This is a genomic window from Corynebacterium sp. MSK195, assembly GCF_030228885.1.
Lineage (GTDB): Bacteria > Actinomycetota > Actinomycetes > Mycobacteriales > Mycobacteriaceae > Corynebacterium.
On sequence record NZ_JASPGT010000007.1, the window covers coordinates 105740 to 121822 of the forward strand.

The window sequence follows — 16083 nt, forward strand, 5'->3', positions numbered from 1 at the left end:
GAGCTCCTGGGGGTCGAGTCTGATTCTTATCCGGACTACATCCTATAGCCCAAGTGCGATTTATGTGTGAGAAACCTCTTTCAGGCCGCAGGCGCGCCACACGCCGAGGAAACCAATGAGGGCAAGGAAAAGCAGCGCTGCCTCGGGGCCGGCCAGTGCCACCACGGAGGAAATGCCACCGACGATGAGGAGGATAATGCCCATCATCGTATTGGCCGCACCTACATACTGGGTGCGCTTATCGCCGCCGGCCATATCCACCACGTAGGTCTTTCGCGCCACGCGAATGGCCGTGTGCGCCAAGTTCACAGCAAAGAAACCAATCGGCATGACCCAGGCATTGACCGCATCCGGTGCCCAGTGCGAGCTGGCGACCAAAAGCACCAGCACGACGGAAGCCACGGCCGCGCCCACGGCCATGGTGTTTTTAGAGGACTTATCCGAATACACCCCGGAGATGCGCCCGCCCACCAGGGAGGCTAGGCCTGAAGCAAGCACAAATCCGTAGAGCCCGGAAAGGTTGCTGCTGAGCAGCACAATAAAAGAGGTAGATAGCGCTGAAACGAGCAGCAGCGCGCGGACGATGACAAAGTTGCGAAATTGGCCGTCGCTAGTAAAAAGCTGCCAGGTATCTTGCCACCACTGCTTATCGATGCCCCCTTCGGTTTCCTCTGGCACCGGCTCATCCACGCCCGAAAAGACCCACGCGGCAATGGCCCACGTGGCCGCACCAATGGCGAGGACCGTGCCCATCATGGGAATGCTGAGCTCGCCCAAAAAGTAGAGGATAATGCCGGTCAGCAAAGTAGCACCGCCACCGAGGGCTGCCGCGCTACCGGTCACCTGGCCGCGCGCGCCCTTGGAAATGGTGCGCGCCTGCACGTCCTTGCCCGCAATCGAGCACAGCGCGCGGAAAAGCGAGAGCGCGGCCAGCGCCAGCAGCACAATGATGCCTAGAATTGCCCCGCGGGTAAAAAATGCCGCGAGCGCGATGACCGCGGCGGATACCGCTTGTCCCAGCGAACCGATAATCCATAGGCGCTTGCGCGCCCTATGCGTAGTCACCCACGGGGTCAGCGCCGCCTGCGGCAGCATCGAACCGGACTCGCGGATAGGGGTGAGCAGACCGGTAAAGAACGCAGGCACTCCGGCCGCACTAAAGAGCGCGGGCAGCACCGTCTTGGCAGCAACAATCTGATCGCCCAAATTTTGCAGGCCATTGGACCAGATGAAATACCGGGCATTGGATTTAGACATGAGAAATGCGATCTTTCAGAGAAACGAGTTGGTTAAATAAGAGCCATGCTGACGCGCCGGAGAGTAAAACACGGCCGCAGTCACGCCGAAATTCTACCCGCGCGGCAGGAGGCCTAAGAATCATGCACGATGTCGATCCCCTCATCAATTCGCTGTACCAAGCCTTCGATCTTCTCGGCGTGGTTTTGAATGGCATCATTGGCGGCACCCTTGCCCGCCGCCGTGAATTCGACATCGTGGGCTTCGTGTTCCTCGCCCTCTTTTCTGGGTTGGCCGGTGGCATGATCCGTGACATGCTCATCGGGGATGGAGCAGCGGCAGCGATCTCAGACCCGTGGTATCTCGGCCTTGCTTGCTGCGGTGCACTCATCGCATTCCTCATTGATCTCAAGGGCAAGGCGTGGGAGCTATTCCGCGAACACGGCGATGCCATCATCCTCGGCGTGTGGTCCACCACCGGCTGCGTTAAGGCGCTCACCCACGGCATGCCACTTATTCCCTGTGTCTTCCTGGGCGTGCTTACCGCAGTGGGCGGGGGAATGGTCCGCGATATTGCCTCCGGGGAAATCCCGTCCATCTTTGGCGGCAGCCCCCTGTATGCCGTCCCCTCTATCCTCACCGGCATCGTCATGGTTACCTTTGCCGATTACGGACAGTTTGCTCTCGGCATGGTGGTCGCACCGATCGTCGGCAGTGGCATGGCCATCGTGTCCTATTGGCGCGGCTGGGTCCTGCCCCGCGCCGGTGTAGCCCCCGTTAACTACACCGCCGCCCAAGTGGCGGCGATTGCGAAGAAGGCCGAGCTGAAAGGCTTTCGACGCGGCAGGAAGAAAAACTAAAAAAGCTTCCCCACCAGGACTCGAACCTAGAATGACGGTACCAAAAACCGTAGTGTTGCCGATTACACCATGGGGAACCACAGCAAAAGCTGTAGGCATAGCGTACCTGACGCCCCCGGGTAAATCACAAATTGCGGGGCAAAGGATAGGGTAGAGGGCATGGCTCGACAAAGGATGACCGGCCGGGAACGCCGCGAACAACTCATTTCCATCGGACGCGCCGCATTCGCTGAACTAGGGTTTGAAGGAACCAGCGTCGAAGAAATTGCGGCACGCGCCGGGGTATCCAAACCCGTGGTCTATGAGCACTTCGGGGGCAAGGAAGGCCTCTACGCGGTGGTCGTGGACCGCGAGATGCTAGCACTGGAAAAGGTTATTACTGATTCCTTGGAGACCGGAAGCTGGCGCGAGCGCATCGAGCAGGCCGTCATGGCCATTTTGACCTATGTCGAGGAAGAAACTGATGGCTTTCTCATCCTGGTGCGCGATGCCAAGCCCGGCGATGAACGCAGCTTCTCCACGCTGTTGAATTCCGCGGTGGGTCAGGTTTCCTATATCCTGCGAGAAGCATTCGAGCACCGTGGCATTGACCCAGATTTGGCGGATATTTACGGCCAAGCGCTGGTGGGAATGGTATCGACCACCGCGCAATGGTGGCTGGATGAGCGCACCCCGGACAAGGAAGTCGTCGCCACACATATTGTCAATCTATGCTGGAATGGTTTGTCCGGTATGGAAGTAAAGCCCAAGCTAGGAGGCAAATAAATGGCGACCCCAATGCTGGCCGGCCTGCTTAAGGTAGCGGCCTCAGATCCCAAGCTCAAGGGCATGATTTCTCATGTGGGCGAAGACCTCCACATCACAGGCTTGGATCAGTCCCGGCCGTGGGCCTTGGGCACCTTGGCTCATCATGCCCCAGTGCTCGTGGTAACCGCTACGAGCCGCGAGGCTGAGGACCTCACGGCGGAGCTTACGGCGATGCTGGGGGAGAAGGTAGCCATGTTCCCCGCCTGGGAGACCCTGCCGCACGAGCGCCTAAGCCCCGGCGTAGACATCATCGGCCGCCGCGCCGAGGTTTTGCACAACCTCGATAGCCTGCAGGTCATCGTCACCGCTGCCCGCGGCTTATCCCAACCCATCCTCAAAGAGGTAGAAGGCCGAGCTCCCGTCCACCTTGAAGAAGATCAAGAATATGACTTTGATGAGGTGGTCCGCGAGCTTGAATTCCGCGCCTACAAGCACGTAGACATGGTGGCTAAGCGCGGCGAGTACGCTACGCGCGGTGGCATTATCGATATTTTCCCCACCACGCTGGACTATCCGGTCCGCGTGGAGTTTTGGGGCGATGAGATAACCGATATCCGCCAATTCTCCGTAGCTGACCAGCGCACCATTCCGGAAATCGAGGTGGGCCGTGTAGACATTTTCCCTGCCCGAGAGCTGCCTATTACGGACGCCATTGCCAAGCGCGCGGCTGATCTCGCCGTTAAGCACCCCGGCAATCCCGCCTTGGTGGAGCTGCTGACCAAGGTAAGCGAGCACATCCCTGCCGAAGGTATGGAGGCGCTCCTACCCGCGCTTTCCGACGCCCCCATGATCACCCTCCCCGAAATCCTGCGCCCCACCACCCACGTGGTGATGGTCGGCCCAGAAAAAATTCGCCGCCGCGTGGCAGATCTAGAAAAGACCGATGCGGAATTCCTCGCCGCCGGCTGGGAGGCCGCAGCCATGGGTGCTGATGGCCCGCTGGCTACCGAAGGACTCGATACCGAGGCATCCAGCTACCGCTCCTATGAGTCGCTCGAGGTCTCCATTAGCGAGTCCGGCCTGCCTTTGTGGACTTTCTCCCCACCGGGAATGCTCGCCGCGCCGGAAGAGGAGACCCTCCCGCTCGAATTCGAACCAGGGCCCACCCCGCGCGGCAACATCGAAGAAATCGACGCCATGATGGCCCAGCTCCTCGCGCACACCAACGCCGGCGGCCGGGCAGCCTTCATCGCGCCGGCGCAAGGTGCTATCAAGCGCATGGTGGATCGCTTTGCAGAAAAGGGCATCCGCACCAAGGTAGCTACCCCTGGCTGGGAACCCACCGCCGGTGAAGTCACCCTCTACCAAGCACTAAGCCACGCCGGCCTGGTATTTCCCAAGGTGAAAAAGCCTAAGGATGCCGAGGCCCTCCCACTGGTCGTTGTGACCGAGACGGACCTGACCGGTAACCGCGTAGGCGATATCGCCGAAGCAAAGCGCCGGCCCGCCAAACGCCGCAATAAGGTTGATCCGCTTGCCCTCAGGCAGGGCGATTTTGTGGTGCACGAGACCCACGGCATCGGTAAGTTTCTCAAGATGGCGGAGCGCACCATCCAGTCCGGCGATGAAACCAGCCGCCGCGAATACATCGTGCTCGAGTACGCGCCCTCCAAGCGTGGTCAGCCCGCCGATCAGCTCTGGGTCCCCATGGACTCGCTGGATCTCCTCAGCAAGTACACCGGTGGCGAATCGCCTCACCTGTCCAAGATGGGCGGTTCCGACTGGAAGAACACCAAGAAGAAGGCGCGCGCCGCCGTGCGCGAAATCGCCGGCGAGCTCGTCGAGCTCTACGCCAAGCGCCAGGCTGCGCCGGGGCACCAGTTCTCCCCGGATAATCCGTGGCAGGCGGAGATGGAGGATAATTTCCCCTTCGTCGAAACCGAAGACCAGATGCTGGCCATCGATGCCGTCAAGCAGGACATGGAATCCACGGTGCCGATGGACCGCGTCGTCGTCGGCGATGTGGGCTATGGCAAAACCGAGGTGGCCATCCGCGCCGCCTTCAAGGCCGTGCAAGACGGCATGCAGGTGGCCGTCCTCGTTCCCACCACGCTGCTGGCGCAGCAGCACTTTGATACCTTCAGCGAGCGCATGACCGGCTTCCCCGTCAAGATTGAGGTGCTTTCGCGCTTTACCTCACAGAAGGAAGCCAAGAACATCTTCAAGGGCCTGGCCGATGGCAGCGTCGATATCGTCGTCGGCACCCACCGCCTCCTCCAGACCGGTGTGCACTGGAAGAACCTCGGCCTCATCGTCGTGGACGAGGAGCAGCGCTTCGGCGTGGAGCACAAGGAACACATTAAGGCGCTTAAGGCCAGCGTGGATGTGCTCACCATGTCCGCAACACCTATCCCGCGCACCTTGGAGATGTCCATGGCTGGCATCCGCGAGATGTCCACCATCTTGACCCCGCCGGAAGACCGCCACCCGGTGCTGACCTACGTCGGCGCTTATGAGGACAAGCAGGTAGCCGCGGCCATCCGCCGCGAGCTGCTGCGCGATGGTCAAACCTTTTTCATCCACAACAAAGTCTCTGATATCGAAAAGAAGGCCCGCGAGCTGCGTGACCTGGTACCGGAGGCCCGCGTCGTCGTCGCGCACGGACAGATGAACGAGGAGGTGCTCGAACAGACCGTCCAAGGGTTCTGGGATCGCGAGTATGACGTTTTGGTATGTACCACCATCGTGGAGACTGGCCTGGATATCGCTAACGCGAATACCCTCATTGTGGAAAACGCCCACCATATGGGCTTGTCCCAGCTGCACCAGCTGCGCGGGCGCGTGGGACGCTCCCGCGAGCGCGGCTATGCCTACTTCCTGTACCCCAAGGGAGCTACGCTCACGGAAACCTCCTATGACCGCCTGGCAACTATCGCTCAAAACAATGACCTTGGTGCTGGCATGGCCGTAGCCATGAAGGACTTGGAGATGCGCGGTGCCGGTAACGTGCTCGGTGCCCAACAGTCCGGCCACATTGCCGGTGTGGGCTTCGATCTCTACGTGCGGCTCGTTGGCGAGGCGGTCGAGACCTTCAAATCGCTCGCCCGCGGCGAAGCACCCACCGTTACCGATGAGGGCCCGAAGGAAATCCGCATCGATCTCCCCGTGGATGCGCATATTCCGGAAGGCTATATCGACTCCGAGCGCCTGCGCCTGGAGGTCTATCGCAAGCTTGCGGCTTCGCAGAATGACGATGATCTCAAGGCCGTTATCGAGGAAATGGAAGACCGCTTCGGCCCACTGCCACAGGAGGTGTTGCGCCTGCTGTCCGTTGCCCGCCTGCGCCACCAGGCGCGCCGCGCCGGCATTTCCGATATCACCGTGCAGGGCACCCGCGTCAAGTTCCACCCAGTGGAGCTGCCGGATTCCAAGCAGGTGCGTCTCAAGCGCCTATACCCGGGCTCCAGCTTCCGTGCGGCGGCGAAGGCAATCAACGTGCCGTTCCCCAAGGCAGGCCGCAATGTCACCTCGCCGAAGCTGCGCGATACCGAGCTTATTCAGTGGGCGGCGGACTTCTTGAGCGCGCTTTTCGACGTCGACCCCATCAACGTCAGCGGCGCCCAGCCCACCTCGAACGTGGTTAGCGTAGGGGAGTAGCTAGAGGGTGAGCCAGCCGGTGCTCAAGCCCCAAATGGCGGTGGCGGCACCGGCCAGGACAATGGCCACCACGCACCACTCGAAGGTATTGAAGATGCGTTCCTTCTTCCACAGCCGGGTGCCGACATACGGAATAAGTCCCGGCACTACGGCCAATGCGCCGAGTAGGACGTAGACGAGGTCGGCCGCATAAATCAGCCACAGGGAGTAGATAAACGCGAGCAAAGAAATGACCAAGTGCTTGCGATTTTCCTTGCGGCTCACCTCTGGTCCGGAAAGGTCGAACTTGATACCCGCCTGCGGGTGAGACAGCCCCTTGCCCCGCAGTGCCAAGAGCAATAGGTACAGGGAAGAGAAGATATAGGGCAGCAAGTACATGATGGTTGCCAGCTGCACCATGGCGTTATAAGACGCCTCGTTGAGGTAGAAGACGATGATGAATAGCTGGATGGCCATCGTGGAAATCAGCTGCGCTACCCACGGCGCACCCGCCACGTTAATGGTGCCAATGCGGCGGGGAATGAGGCCGTCGATGGCCATCATTACGATGGGCTCGGCGCACAACATCTGCCAGGAGACGTAGGCACCCAAAACCGACAAGCACAGTCCAATAGACACCAGCGCGCCGCCCCAGGGGCCGATGACCTCGGTGAGCACGGATGCCATGGAATTATCTGGCAGCGCGGCCAGTTCTTCTTTGCTCATCACGCCAAAGCTTAGGGTAGACACGGAAACCAGCAGCGCCAGCACGGAGAAGAAGCCGATGACGGTCGCGCGGCCGACGTCGGTGCGCTTAGAAGCCTGCTTGGAATAAACGGATGCGCCCTCCACGCCAATGAAGACCCACACGGTAAAGAGCATGATTCCCTGGACCTGCTCAAAGACGCTGGCCTCAGAAGCGCGTCCCCAGAAATCCAAGGTGAATTTATCCCAGCTGAACCCGAGGAACGCAATGAGCACCACAAAGGCCAGGATGGGCACAATCTTGGCAATTGTGGTGATGAGGTTCATGAACGCGGCCTGCTTGATGCCGCGAGCAAGAACCGCAAAGATGCCCCAGGATAGGAGAGAGACGGCGATGGCGGAGGTCCAGTAATGGTCGGCGTCGAAAAGCGGCAGGTAATGGCCCAAGGTATTGAAAAAGAGGGTGGCATAACCCACCTGCGCCATAACGGAGCCCAGCCAATAGCCCCAGCCGGAGGTAAAACCAATAAAATCGCCGAGGCCGGCACGGACGTAGGAATAAACGCCGGAATCAAGGTGCGGCTTTCGGCGGGCCAGAATTTGAAAAACAAACGCCACAGACAGCATGCCGATGCCCGCTACCAGCCAGCCAATAAGCATCGCGCCTGGGCCGGCAACGGAGGCAATGTTTTGGGGCAGCGAGAAAATGCCCGCGCCCACGGTGGAACCGATAATCAGCGCGACGAGGGTCCACAACGTCACGGAGTGGGATTTATTCTGGCTGGAGGTCATTGGCCTAAAATACCTTGAATAGCCCCATTATGGGAACTCGGGCTAGACTTTGTGCACATGACTGTGCTGTTGCTCGATGAACGCTGGCCCACCATGATCCCCATGCAGGCGCACGGGAAGCTGCGTGGCCCTGTCCACTTCACGGGTGAGGTACCCGTGTCCGTACGGTGGAATTTCTCCGATCTGCTGGTAGGCGAGGACGCCACCGGCACCTTAGTGAGCACCGACGAACACGATCCGGAAACTCGCGCCCGCCTTGCTACCGGCGAGCCCGTCATTCGCGCCGAATCCCTCGCGGATCCCATCATGCAGGCGCGCCAGACCATGGCCACGGCGCGGCGCATTGGGGAGTGGGAGCGCGAGCAAACCCATACCTCGCTCTTGCCCTATCTTGAGGAGGAGTCTGCCGAATTCGCCGCGGCCGTGCGCAACCGCGAACCGGAAAGCGAGATGCTGAAGGAATTGGGCGATGTCTTCCTCCAAGTACTCTTCCATGCGGAAATCTCCACCTTTTCGCTTGACGACGTCGCCCAGAGCTTCCTCACCAAAATGCGCGCCCGCGCTCCATACCTCTTTGATGGCACCACGGAGATTGTCGATGTTGACACGCAAGAGAGGCTGTGGCGCGAAGGCAAGGGAATGTAGGATGGCTTCTCATGAAGAGGCTGCTGCAGATATTCGGGGGCTGCGGGGTGGCCGTAGCCGTGATCATCGCGCTGGTGGCATGGCTGTTGACGGGGCACGGCACTTCCCAAGAGCCCGTACCGGAAAACATTCCGCCCGTTGAAGGCAAAGAGGTCGCGCACATTGACGTCAACGCCCCCGGCCGCACCGCGGATAAGCTCACCTACTGGGCCTCTGACCTAGCTGAGCAGACCGGTATCCCACCGGCCGCCTTGCGTGCTTATGGCAACGCTGAACTCATCGCTCAGCAAAAATGGCCGAATTGCCATCTGCGCTGGAATACCCTTGCCGGCCTGGGCTACGTGGAGACCCGCCATGGCACCTACAACGGCAATTGGTTTAAGCCCTCCAAGCTTGACGACGCCGGCTACCCCCAGCCACCCATCAACGGCATCGCCCTCGATGGACTAAACAATACGGCGCACACCCCAGATACCGATAACGGCAAGATCGATGGGGATTCCGAATATGACCGTGCCGTTGGCCCAATGCAATTTATCCCGACCACATGGGAATCGGTGGGCGCTGATGCTAACGGCGATGGGAAGGCAGATCCCAATCAAATTGACGACGCCGCAGTCGGCGCCGCCGGACTTTTATGCTTTGGTGATAGAGATCTCTCTAACCCAGAACAGTGGGAGGAAGCAGTCCTAAATTACAACCAGTCCAGCGAGTATTTGCATAAAGTTGCACGTGCCGCCAATGCCTACTCGGTTCCGCAAAGTGCCAAGTAGTGTCACACAGCAAAGTTTTCTGCAACAATTGAGAACGTAGCTGGGCCGGCTGGTCCAGAGCGAATTTATTTACGAGGAGTGAAAAACAGCATGGCCGATATCATCCACACTTTCGCCCGCGAAATTCTTGATTCCCGTGGCAACCCAACCGTCGAGGCCGAGGTCTTCCTTGATGACGGCGCCCGCGGTGTTGCCGGCGTTCCTTCCGGTGCTTCTACCGGTGTGCACGAGGCTCACGAGCTGCGCGACGGTGGCGAGCGCTACCAGGGTAAGGGTGTTCTGAAGGCTGTTGAGAACATCAACGAGAAGATTGCCGACGAAATTGCTGGCTTCGAAGCTGACGACCAGCGCCTCATTGACCAGGCACTGATTAAGCTGGACGGTACCGATAACAAGTCCGAGCTCGGCGCTAACGCTATCTTGGGTGTTTCCATCGCCGCAGCCAAGGCCGCTGCAGAGTCCGCTGCACTGCCTCTGTACCGCTACATCGGCGGCCCGAATGCTCACGTACTGCCAGTGCCGATGATGAACATTCTCAACGGCGGCGCACACGCTGACTCCGGCGTTGACGTCCAGGAATTCATGATCGCTCCGATTGGTGCGGAGTCCTTCGCCGAGGCTCTTCGCATGGGCGCCGAGGTCTACCACGCATTGAAGGCAGTGCTGAAGGACAAGGGTCTGTCCACCGGTCTGGGCGACGAGGGCGGCTTCGCTCCGTCCGTTGACTCCACCAAGGCTGCTCTCGACGTCATCGTGGACGCCATCAAGAAGGCCGGCTTCGAGCCAGGCAAGGATGTAGCACTCGCACTCGACGTTGCTTCCTCCGAGTTCTTCAAGGACGGCAAGTACCACTTCGAGGGCGGCGAGCACACCGCTGAAGAAATGTCCAAGGTCTATGAGGGTCTCATCGACGAGTACCCGATCGTCTCCATCGAGGATCCGCTGCAGGAAGATGACTGGGAAGGCTACACCGCCCTGACCGCCGCAATTGGCGAGAAGGTGCAGATCGTTGGCGATGACTTCTTCGTCACCAACCCTGCTCGTCTGCAGGAGGGCATTGAGAAGAAGGCTGCCAACGCCCTGCTGGTTAAGGTCAACCAGATCGGTACCCTGACCGAGACCTTCGATGCTGTCGAGCTGGCTCACCGCAATGGTTACCGCACCATGATGTCCCACCGCTCCGGTGAGACCGAGGACACCACCATTGCAGACTTGGCTGTCGCTCTGAACTGTGGCCAGATCAAGACCGGTGCACCGGCACGTTCCGAGCGCGTAGCTAAATACAACCAGCTGCTGCGCATCGAGCAGGAGCTCGGCGACGGCGCAGTCTACGCCGGCCGCTCCGCATTCCCGCGCTTTAAGGCTTAATCACCTCCTTTCGTAGCGTCCTCGCATTGCCGCGGGGGCGCTTTCGCATGTCTAGGTATTGTTGCCAGGTTTGCTTCCAATTCATGGTTCGCGGTGCCAAAGGACCCTCCGCTCGGTCAATTTCGAAGGTGCCGTCCGAAAAGAGCCAGGCAACGTCCCCAGTGATGGGATCCATGATGTAGCGTGCCCTGCCATCGGTCTTCACATTGTGGTGGTGCTGACAGAGAGTTACGAGATTATCGACGCTCGTCGGTCCGCCGTCGGCATACTCCACCCGATGATCAAGCTGGCAGTAATGCGCCGGCATGGAACACCCCGGCCAGCGGCACGTGGCATCGCGACCGTGGACCCATGCCCTAATTTGTTCGGTGGGGACGTAGGATGATGTTTCTTCTGGGCACAGCTCGCGAGCCATCGAGTAAGTGCTTAAATGTTCCGTAAGAACGCACCATCCCGCCGACGGGATATATACCCGAGAAGCATCGTCACCCGCCGCATAGGTATTGATAACCACTTTTGTCTGGGTGCGATTAAAGATCAGCACCTCCAAAGCCTCTGACTTAGTGATGTTCTTCTTTCGCGCTGCTTTATCGATGTGCCGTGAAATAGCACTGGCGGTAGCCTTATCCGTCTTCAGGGTGACGGTGGCTTGGCCTTTGGAATAAGAAATGGAAACGGAGCGCTCGATTTCTTTCTCAATATCTGGCTTGAGAATGCCATCGATGTAGTCGCGCAAGAATCTACGGATTTCAGATTCCGTGGGGACATGCTGAGCAGGTTCCTTCGGAGTGAGGAAGTCTGCAAGGGCGGCATCGACTAGTTGGATGCCCTCGGCGTCGTCGCCAAGCGGGGAAAGCTCGGCATCAATGACGTGCAGACGCGGGAGGTCAAGAATCCAATGTTCGGTCTGCACCGCGGTGGTTAACGGCAACTCACGCATGCGTAGGTGAGAGCGTAGTGCGGATAAAACGCGCCAGTAGCTCAAGCCCACCCGCTTAGCTAAAGCAGCGGTAGTGCATTCGACATCGTCTTCTAATCTCGGAAGTACGGATTGGTATAGCTGCCAAGATTGAATGCGTTGGAGCATGCCCAAAACGCAAACCGTATCGTCGAGGTTATTGGTAGAAAAATAAGCTTTCTTTGGTGGTGCGTCGCTGGCTATCACGGAAAGTTCCCCCTCTAGAATAAATCGCACACCCAATCGAATTTCTGCCCCCAGTATAAGTTGCCCTGCTGGCTTGCGCAAGGCCTGAAGCGAAAAATTGTGCGAAAATCCGAGAGAGGTTTAGTAGCTGAAAATTTTGTCAGCTACTGCTTCGAGTTCCTTATCGTCATACTTGTCACCGCAGGTGGCGAGGGAACCCACGCCAGCCATGTACATGGTAAAAAGCTTATCCGGAAGGGGAGAAGCCGCTGATATCTCAAGCTTTTCGTAGACGGGAGCGTATTTCCTGTCAAACTCCTCTAAATCGGGAACGAGCTCTTCAAATCCGCTGTCGCCATGGGCTAGCAAATACTTGGCATCGTCTAGAATCTGATCATTCTCGCAGGCAACAGCTCCAGCCTTTTTCAGGGTCGTGGCATTGACCTCGTAGCTTGTAGGGCCGTCGTCCTCTTCGGAAGCCCCAGCGCCGAACACGTCTAGGTAAAAGTCCGGGATGGTGCCGTGTTCTTTTATATGGTAAATGAAGCCGCTTTTGGTATTGAGGTCGTGTTTTCTGCTTGTGGTGGTGGGGGTTTCGCTGCTGGTAGGGATTTCGCTAGTGGGGGATTCCGCTTCGCTGGTGGCTTCTTCTTTGTGATCGGTCGAGCTGCACCCGGTAAGTAGGGTGCCTACGGCGGCTAGAAGGAGGAGACGCTTGAGGGGCATAGCTATTCCTTAAGTGGGGAATATGATTCGAGGTTCTAGCTGGAATGGATGGCCTCAGCGACCTTTTCCAATTCTTCATCGCTGAATTCATCGCCGCAAGACATCACGGCACCGAGTGGGGACATCGCTGCAGCCATGATCTTGTCATTGTCTGGTGGGTCATCGGGGATATTCAGTGCTTTAAAAACATCACTGTATTTACCATCAGAGCTGTCGACCGACGACATTACTGCTTCCCCAAATTTGTCGGTGTTGCCTAGGAAATACTCCTTTGAGATGTCGAACAATTCATCATTCTCGCAGGTAGCTTCGCCGGCCTTCTTGACGGAGTCCGCGTTGGTTTCAAAGGTCTCGGGCTGATCGTCTCCCTCGAGCTCGTCAGCATCATGGTTGATGTAATCGTCCGGCAGGGTCTTATACTCCTTGAGGTACTCGGCCATGCCGTCGGTGGTGTTCAGGTCGTAGCCATCACCGTAGACGGGATATTCGCCGTCCTGGGCGGAGGGGCTGCAGCTGGCGAGGAAGAGGGTTGCGGTGAGAACGGGGAGGATGCGCTTGAGAGACATGAAAATTCCTTCCTGGAGGTAGAATTTCCTTTAGTGTATCCAAATTGCGCGTGCCACGTCCCTGTTACAGGAGTGACGGCGCTAGGATTAGAGACCTATGGCACGCGAAAAGAAGAGGCAGCGAAACCGGAGCCGCACTAGGGTTCCGGTGGCCTCGCGTGCTGCGGATATCCGTAAAGCTCAGCGTGCACAACTGAGGCAGAAACAGAAGCCGGACCGGATGAGTATTGCCGGAGTGGGCGTAATCGTTGCCATCGTGCTTGTGGTTTTGTTTGCTATCGCCATTCCGCTGCGCAATTACTACCACGGCCGGTCCGAAATTGCCCGCCTCCATGAGTCAATCGCCGCCAAGCAGGATGAGAAAGCTGCTTTGCTGGAGAAGATTGATAGATATAAGTCCGATGAGTACATCAAGCAGGAGGCGCGGCGCCGATTCGGGGTCGTCGATGAGGGTGAGACCGCCTACCGCATCATTGATCCGCAGATTAAGCCGGATGACCAGCTCACCACAGATGGCCAGAAGGAAGAAGATTCCCGCGAATGGTACGAAGTTTTGTGGGATTCCGTAGCCGAGCCGCCTGAGGAAGAAGCTCCGTCCGAGCAGGTAAATCATCTTCCGATTGAGCCGGCGCCGGAAGAGAATCCAGATGTGCGATAATTGTCCGCATGACCGTCACTGATGCAGATATCGCTGTAGTAACTGAGCAATTGGGCCGCACTCCACGCGGGGTCCTAGAGGTTTCTTATCGCACGCCGGATGGGCAGCCCGCGGTAATTAAGACGGCACCCAAGCTTGCCGACGGCACCCCATTCCCCACCCTCTACTACCTCACCGACCCACGGCTTACGGCCGAAGCTTCACGCTTGGAGGTCGCCCACGTGATGAAGTGGATGGAAGCCCGCTTAGGTGAGGACGAGGAATTGGCTGCCGACTATCAGCGCGCCCACGAATATTTCTTGGCCAAGCGCAATGATATTGAAGACCTTGGCACCGATTTCTCCGGTGGTGGCATGCCCGATCGAGTGAAGTGCCTGCATGTGCTCATCGCGTACGCGCTTGCTGAAGGCCCACAGCATTTCCGATTGGGAACTGAAGCGGTGGCCATGGCCGCTGACCACGGCAAGCTTCGAGGCTCTGCCATCCCGCAAGATTGGCCCAGCGTAGAGGAACTGGGGATTGACCTGGCCCAGTTCGATTTCTCTAACGCGGAATAGGAGGGCTGCTATGACTCGCGTTGCTGCGATTGATTGCGGTACCAATTCGATTCGCTTGCTCATCTCTGAAATTCAGGATGACGGCAAAGTTCGCGATATTACCCGCACCATGGAAATCATCCGCCTGGGAGAGGGAGTCGATGCCACTGGCGAAATCGCCCCTGCAGCCCTAGATCGCGCCCGCGTGGCCTTGGAAGGCTACGTACGCCAGATGAAGTTTGAGAAGGTCACCCGCGTGCGGATGGTCGCTACCTCCGCTACTCGCGATGCCAAGAACCAACAGGAATTCTTCGACATGACCGCTGAGTTGCTCGGCCAAATTCAGGCTGGCGCACAGGCCGAGGTTGTCTCGGGCGAGGAAGAGGCTCTGTTGTCCTTTAATGGCGCCGTGGCCGATGTGGAGCCAGACCGCGGACCGTTCTGTGTCATCGATCTGGGCGGCGGTTCGACCGAGTTCGTCGTAGGCACGGCCGATGGCGATATCTTGGGCACCCACTCGGCTCGCATGGGGTGCGTCAGGCTAACCGAGCGCATTATGCGAACAGATCCGCCTACCGAGTCGGAGATTGAGATCGCTTCCGAGTACGTTGGCGAGCGAACGGCAGAAGTGGAGAAGATAGTACCTATTTCTAAGGCCCGTACCATCGTCGGCTGCGCAGGCACTTTCACCACTCTTTCTGCATTGGCTCAGGGCCTTGAGCGCTACGACGCCGATGCCATTCACGGGTCTGAACTCCGCTTCGATGCCCTGCGCGTGCTTTTGCAGCAGCTTATTAGCCTGCCTTCCGACGTCCGCGCCCTCAACCCCGTCATCCATCCCGGCCGTGCCGACGTCATTGGTGGTGGGGCGGTAGCCGTCGAAGGCATCATGCAGCTTATCGAGCGCAATTGCGATGCGAGCAGCTTTTTCATCAGTGAAAAGGACATTCTCGACGGCATTATCGCTGGTCTGGCTGCGGAGGGTACCCCTCGTTAACTCCCGCAGGGTGAGGTGGCCTAAAATATTCCTTGCCCTTGCCCCCATAGCCCAATCGGCAGAGGCAGTCGACTTAAAATCGATTCAGTGTGGGTTCGAGTCCCACTGGGGGCACCATGTGAAGTCTCGAGACATCGTTCCGGTCGGTGTCTCGAGATTTTTCGTTTTTAGTTGCCCCGGTGGGGGCTGAGTTCGTTGTCTTTCTTGTTGTAGTAGATCTTTTCTTCGGTGAGTGTGTAGGCGGCGATTTGTGCCCCGGTGGCGGTTATTTTGATGTCGACGTGGTTGTCGACGCAGACCATTGTGATGGGTTGTCCGCCCCATCGGAGTGCGGTCCTGGTGCAGTTTAAGGATGCGGTCGACAGTGCTGGGGTTGAGTGCTCGGGGATTAGTGCGGGGGCGTTTAGAGCGTGGTCCTAGGGAGTTAATTGCGCCTTCTCGGTAGCGGGCTTGAAGTGTTCGGATCCATCGTGTGCTGACATTGAAGTGTTTGAGGTTACCCTCGTTTAGTGGACACCCTATTTGTGCGGATCTTGTGTCCGTAGGAGAGGATGTTCATTGTGAGTCAACAGCGCAAGAAGTACACGCCGGAGTACCGGCGTGAAGCCGCGAACTTGGTAATCGAGTCAGAGCGCCCGATCGCTCATGTGGCTAAGGAGATTGGCGTCTCCGCCGGGCTTTTAGGCCGGTGGGT

Annotated in this window: 15 protein-coding genes, 1 tRNA gene and 2 pseudogenes; 11 read left to right on the forward strand and 7 right to left on the reverse strand. The window is 58.4% G+C overall.

The window, feature by feature from the left end:
- Positions 1–60: 60 nt before the first annotated feature.
- On the reverse strand, positions 61–1257 hold the full coding sequence (locus QP909_RS08380; RefSeq protein WP_284766900.1) for an MFS transporter: 1197 nt from the start codon (positions 1255–1257) through the stop codon (positions 61–63).
- Positions 1258–1379: 122 nt separating this feature from the next.
- Between QP909_RS08380 and QP909_RS08385 the strand changes: the two genes are divergently transcribed.
- The 3 genes from QP909_RS08385 to mfd all read left to right on the forward strand — a co-directional run bounded on the left by QP909_RS08385 (position 1380) and on the right by mfd (position 6500).
- Positions 1380–2096 (forward strand): trimeric intracellular cation channel family protein, encoded by a 717-nt coding sequence (locus tag QP909_RS08385; RefSeq protein WP_225747260.1) that lies wholly within the window; start codon positions 1380–1382, stop codon positions 2094–2096.
- 159 nt (positions 2097–2255) lie between these two features.
- Positions 2256–2861, forward strand: coding sequence for a TetR/AcrR family transcriptional regulator (locus QP909_RS08390; protein ID WP_239277823.1), 606 nt, complete (start codon positions 2256–2258; stop codon positions 2859–2861).
- Entirely contained in the window at positions 2862–6500 is a 3639-nt protein-coding gene (mfd, locus tag QP909_RS08395; protein ID WP_284766901.1) for a transcription-repair coupling factor, read from the forward strand.
- Here mfd and QP909_RS08400 read toward each other — a convergent pair whose 3' ends face one another.
- Positions 6501–7976 (reverse strand): amino acid permease, encoded by a 1476-nt coding sequence (locus QP909_RS08400; RefSeq protein ID WP_284766902.1) that lies wholly within the window; start codon positions 7974–7976, stop codon positions 6501–6503.
- 57 nt (positions 7977–8033) lie between these two features.
- On the opposite strand from QP909_RS08400, the gene QP909_RS08405 reads away from it, so the two are divergent.
- The 3 genes from QP909_RS08405 to eno all read left to right on the forward strand — a co-directional run bounded on the left by QP909_RS08405 (position 8034) and on the right by eno (position 10762).
- Complete coding sequence (locus QP909_RS08405) at positions 8034–8621, forward strand: MazG nucleotide pyrophosphohydrolase domain-containing protein (RefSeq protein WP_284766903.1); 588 nt, start codon at positions 8034–8036, stop codon at positions 8619–8621.
- Positions 8622–8632: 11 nt separating this feature from the next.
- The gene (locus QP909_RS08410) at positions 8633–9394 is read left to right on the forward strand and encodes a lytic transglycosylase domain-containing protein (RefSeq protein ID WP_239277828.1); all 762 of its coding nucleotides are present in this window, start codon (positions 8633–8635) and stop codon (positions 9392–9394) included.
- A gap of 90 nt (positions 9395–9484) precedes the next feature.
- The gene (gene eno / locus QP909_RS08415) at positions 9485–10762 is read left to right on the forward strand and encodes a phosphopyruvate hydratase (RefSeq protein WP_284766904.1); all 1278 of its coding nucleotides are present in this window, start codon (positions 9485–9487) and stop codon (positions 10760–10762) included.
- Here eno and QP909_RS08420 read toward each other — a convergent pair.
- The 3 genes from QP909_RS08420 to QP909_RS08430 form a co-directional block, all read right to left on the reverse strand.
- Positions 10752–11702 (reverse strand): HNH endonuclease signature motif containing protein, encoded by a 951-nt coding sequence (locus QP909_RS08420; protein ID WP_284766905.1) that lies wholly within the window; start codon positions 11700–11702, stop codon positions 10752–10754. The two genes, eno and QP909_RS08420, sit on opposite strands and share 11 nt — an antisense overlap.
- Positions 11703–12047: 345 nt before the next feature.
- On the reverse strand, positions 12048–12632 hold the full coding sequence (locus QP909_RS08425) for a hypothetical protein (protein WP_284766906.1): 585 nt from the start codon (positions 12630–12632) through the stop codon (positions 12048–12050).
- A gap of 35 nt (positions 12633–12667) precedes the next feature.
- Positions 12668–13198, reverse strand: coding sequence for a ribonuclease (locus QP909_RS08430; protein WP_284766907.1), 531 nt, complete (start codon positions 13196–13198; stop codon positions 12668–12670).
- A gap of 220 nt (positions 13199–13418) precedes the next feature.
- On the opposite strand from QP909_RS08430, the gene QP909_RS08435 reads away from it, so the two are divergent.
- From QP909_RS08435 to QP909_RS08450, 4 genes are all read left to right on the forward strand, one after another.
- The gene (locus QP909_RS08435; protein WP_284766908.1) at positions 13419–13856 is read left to right on the forward strand and encodes a septum formation initiator family protein; all 438 of its coding nucleotides are present in this window, start codon (positions 13419–13421) and stop codon (positions 13854–13856) included.
- A gap of 8 nt (positions 13857–13864) precedes the next feature.
- Positions 13865–14413 carry a DUF501 domain-containing protein gene (locus QP909_RS08440; RefSeq protein WP_284766909.1) on the forward strand — a complete coding sequence of 183 codons (549 nt, stop codon included), beginning with the start codon at positions 13865–13867 and terminating at the stop codon, positions 14411–14413.
- Positions 14414–14423: 10 nt separating this feature from the next.
- Complete coding sequence (locus QP909_RS08445) at positions 14424–15389, forward strand: Ppx/GppA phosphatase family protein (protein WP_284766910.1); 966 nt, start codon at positions 14424–14426, stop codon at positions 15387–15389.
- 40 nt (positions 15390–15429) lie between these two features.
- Positions 15430–15506: transfer RNA gene (locus tag QP909_RS08450), tRNA-Leu, on the forward strand.
- Between the two features lie 50 nt (positions 15507–15556).
- Here the strand turns inward: QP909_RS08450 and QP909_RS08455 are convergent.
- Both QP909_RS08455 and QP909_RS08460 read right to left on the reverse strand, forming a co-directional pair.
- Positions 15557–15715 (reverse strand): annotated as a pseudogene (locus QP909_RS08455) (IS481 family transposase); the annotation flags it as partial.
- Positions 15708–15881 (reverse strand): annotated as a pseudogene (locus QP909_RS08460) (IS481 family transposase); the annotation flags it as partial. The pseudogenes QP909_RS08455 and QP909_RS08460, both read right to left, overlap by 8 nt.
- 59 nt (positions 15882–15940) lie before the next feature.
- Here QP909_RS08460 and QP909_RS11900 point away from each other — a divergent pair.
- A partial coding sequence (locus QP909_RS11900; RefSeq protein ID WP_141748945.1) for a transposase occupies positions 15941–16083 on the forward strand: 143 nt, incomplete at its 3' end.

Excerpts from the sequence above, each read along its gene's own strand:
- QP909_RS08380 (WP_284766900.1), bottom strand. The coding sequence starts at position 1,257 with ATGTCTAAATCCAATGCCCGGTATTTCATCTGGTCCAATGGCCTGCAA.
- QP909_RS08385 (WP_225747260.1), top strand. The coding sequence starts at position 1,380 with ATGCACGATGTCGATCCCCTCATCAATTCGCTGTACCAAGCCTTCGAT.
- QP909_RS08390 (WP_239277823.1), top strand. The coding sequence starts at position 2,256 with ATGGCTCGACAAAGGATGACCGGCCGGGAACGCCGCGAACAACTCATT.
- mfd (WP_284766901.1), top strand. The coding sequence starts at position 2,862 with ATGGCGACCCCAATGCTGGCCGGCCTGCTTAAGGTAGCGGCCTCAGAT.
- QP909_RS08400 (WP_284766902.1), bottom strand. The coding sequence starts at position 7,976 with ATGACCTCCAGCCAGAATAAATCCCACTCCGTGACGTTGTGGACCCTC.
- QP909_RS08405 (WP_284766903.1), top strand. The coding sequence starts at position 8,034 with ATGACTGTGCTGTTGCTCGATGAACGCTGGCCCACCATGATCCCCATG.
- QP909_RS08410 (WP_239277828.1), top strand. The coding sequence starts at position 8,633 with ATGAAGAGGCTGCTGCAGATATTCGGGGGCTGCGGGGTGGCCGTAGCC.
- eno (WP_284766904.1), top strand. The coding sequence starts at position 9,485 with ATGGCCGATATCATCCACACTTTCGCCCGCGAAATTCTTGATTCCCGT.
- QP909_RS08420 (WP_284766905.1), bottom strand. The coding sequence starts at position 11,702 with ATGCGTGAGTTGCCGTTAACCACCGCGGTGCAGACCGAACATTGGATT.
- QP909_RS08425 (WP_284766906.1), bottom strand. The coding sequence starts at position 12,632 with ATGCCCCTCAAGCGTCTCCTCCTTCTAGCCGCCGTAGGCACCCTACTT.
- QP909_RS08430 (WP_284766907.1), bottom strand. The coding sequence starts at position 13,198 with ATGTCTCTCAAGCGCATCCTCCCCGTTCTCACCGCAACCCTCTTCCTC.
- QP909_RS08435 (WP_284766908.1), top strand. The coding sequence starts at position 13,419 with ATGAGTATTGCCGGAGTGGGCGTAATCGTTGCCATCGTGCTTGTGGTT.
- QP909_RS08440 (WP_284766909.1), top strand. The coding sequence starts at position 13,865 with ATGACCGTCACTGATGCAGATATCGCTGTAGTAACTGAGCAATTGGGC.
- QP909_RS08445 (WP_284766910.1), top strand. The coding sequence starts at position 14,424 with ATGACTCGCGTTGCTGCGATTGATTGCGGTACCAATTCGATTCGCTTG.